At 72.1% G+C, this 2,764-nt stretch carries 2 protein-coding genes; both read left to right on the plus strand.

Annotation, left to right across the window (positions count from 1 at the left end; genetic code table 11):
* Positions 1–498 precede the first annotated feature (498 nt).
* On the plus strand, positions 499–948 hold the full coding sequence (locus ACWGKU_RS40830; RefSeq protein WP_380554578.1) for a PTS sugar transporter subunit IIA: 450 nt from the start codon (positions 499–501) through the stop codon (positions 946–948).
* 96 nt (positions 949–1,044) lie between these two features.
* Positions 1,045–2,715 (plus strand): phosphoenolpyruvate--protein phosphotransferase, encoded by a 1,671-nt coding sequence (gene ptsP, locus ACWGKU_RS40835; protein ID WP_359911154.1) that lies wholly within the window; start codon positions 1,045–1,047, stop codon positions 2,713–2,715.
* The last annotated feature ends 49 nt before the right edge of the window (positions 2,716–2,764 follow it).

The following is a 2,764-nucleotide window of genomic DNA, read 5'->3' on the forward strand; positions in this document are numbered from 1 at the left end:
ACTTTTGGCACGCTGTTGAGTTCTCAAGGAACGGACGCTTCCTTCGGACCGCCTTCCAGCGGACCCTCCGGGCTTCGTTCTTTCGTGTTTCCAGCCTACCAGATGCTTTCTGCTCCGTTTACCGGGGCTTTTCGCATCTGAAATCTGGTGTTAACCGCCAAGTTGTGGCGACTCGACCAACCATAGCGGGTCGGCAGCCGGAGCGCGAATCGGGGCGCACCGGGAGTCCCCCGGACGGCGGCATGATTTGTTGCTCTCGCGAGCATATACAGCAATGGTCCCGATTCGCCAAGATGCCTGTAGAGTGCGGCGCATCGGAGCCAAGAGGACTAGACCACTCGCGGGCCGGTGAGTCGCCGGCCGGCTGGGCCGGCAGGGGCGGGGTCTTCGCCCGGGAATGTCAGCAGATGTCCAAAGTTGACATGATTTAGGCTTCAGTTGATCGTCGTGCCGCTCCTCGCGGCCGCACGCTGTACTGCGCACTTGGGAGGCACAACCATGACCACTGTGACGTCGCCGCTGACCGGCAAGATCGTGGGGCTCGCGGGCGTGCCCGACCCGGTGTTCTCGGGTGCGATGGTCGGCCCGGGCACCGCGATCGACCCCGTTCGCGAGCAGACCACGGCGGTCGCTCCGGTGGACGGTGTCGTCGTCTCCATGCACCCGCACGCGTTCGTCGTCGTGGACGCCGAGGGCCACGGTGTGCTGACCCACCTCGGGATCGACACCGTTCAGCTGAACGGCGAGGGCTTCGAGCTGCTCGTCAACAAGGGCGACACGGTGACCCGGGGTCAGGCCGTCATCAAGTGGGACCCGGCCGCCGTCGAGGCCGCGGGCAAGTCGCCGATCTCGCCGATCGTGGCGCTGGAGGCCACCGTGGACTCGCTGGGCGATCTGCGGGAGGACGGCGAGGCCAAGGCCGGCGAGCAGCTGTTCAACTGGAGCTGACCTCTTCCTTCCGACCCGCCCCGGACGAGATGACGGGGCGGCCCCCACACACAGCGGTTCCCGGCGGGGCCGCTCATCTCAGCGGAGACAGGTGACATGGAGAAGACGCTGCGCGGCGTGGGCGTGAGCCACGGGGTCGCGATCGGCCAGGTGCGGCACATGGGGACGGCGGTGCTGGAGCCCCCGGCCACCCAGATCCCGACCGAGGACGCCCCCCGTGAGCAGGCTCGCGCCCAGGCCGCCGTCGAGGCGGTCGCCGCCGACCTCATCGCGCGCGGCAACCTCGCGGGCGGCGAGGCCCAGGCCGTGCTGGAGGCCCAGGCGCTGATGGCGCAGGACCCGGAGCTGATGGCCGACGTGTCCCGCCGGATCGCCGTCGGCAGCAGTGCCGAGCGCGGCATCTACGACGCGTTCGCGGCCTACCGGGCGCTGCTCGCCTCCGCCGGGGAGTACCTGGCCGGGCGGGTCGCCGACCTGGACGACGTGCGCAACCGGATCGTGGCCCGGCTGCTCGGCGTGCCGATGCCGGGCGTGCCGGACAGCGACGAGCCGTACGTACTGTTCGCGCGGGACCTGGCGCCGGCCGACACCGCGCTGCTGGACCCGACGCTGGTGCTCGGCTTCGTGACCGAGGAGGGCGGGCCGACCAGCCACAGCGCCATCCTGGCCCGGGCGATGGGCGTGCCGGCCGTCGTGGCGCTGCCGGGTGCGATCGAGGTCGCCGAGGGCACCGTCGTCGCGGTGGACGGCAGCTCCGGCGACGTGCTGCTGGAGCCGTCCCAGGAGAAGCAGGACGAGCTGCGGGCGGCCGCCGCCGAGCGCAGGGCCGCGCTGGCCGCCTCCTCCGGCCCGGGGCAGACCTCGGACGGGCACCGGGTGCCGCTGCTGGCCAACGTGGGCGGACCGGCCGACGTGCCGGCCGCGCTGGAGAACGGCGCCGAGGGCGTCGGCCTGTTCCGCACCGAGTTCCTGTTCCTGGACGATTCGGCGAAGGCTCCCGGCGCGGAGAAGCAGGTCGAGGCGTACCGCAAGGTGCTGGAGGCCTTCCCCGAGGGCCGGGTCGTGGTCCGGGTCCTGGACGCCGGCGCCGACAAGCCGCTGGACTTCCTGACCCCGGCCGACGAGCCCAACCCGGCTCTGGGCGTGCGCGGTCTGCGCACCCTGCTCGAACACCCCGAGGTGCTGCGGACCCAGCTGGAGTCGCTGGCCAAGGCGGCCGAGGGCCTGCCGGTGCACCTTGAGGTGATGGCCCCGATGGTGGCCGACCGCAAGGACGCCAAGGACTTCGCGACCGCCTGCCGTGAGGCCGGGCTGGACGCCAAGTTCGGCGCGATGGTGGAGATCCCGTCGGCCGCGCTGCGCGCCAGGGCGATCCTCCAGGAGGTCGAGTTCCTGTCGCTGGGGACCAACGACCTCGCGCAGTACACCTTCGCGGCCGACCGCCAGGTCGGTGCGCTGGCCCGGCTCCAGGACCCGTGGCAGCCGGCCCTGCTGGACCTGGTCGCCGCGGCGGCCGACGCCGCGCGGGCGGCCGGCAAGAGCTGCGGCGTCTGCGGCGAGGCCGCCTCCGACCCGCTGCTGGCCGTGGTGCTGACCGGTCTGGGTGTCACCAGCCTGTCGATGGGCGCGGCCTCGATCCCCTACGTGCGGACCACGCTCGCCAAGTACACGCTGGCGCAGTGCCGCCGGGCGGCCGAGGCGGCCCGGGCCGCGGACAGCGCCGAGGAGGCGCGGGCCGCGGCGCAGCAGGTGCTCTCCGGCGAGTAGCCGGGAACGGCGGAAGCGGGAACAGCGAGAGGGGCGCCCCCACCCGGGA

This window comes from Kitasatospora sp. NPDC054768, assembly GCF_053612025.1.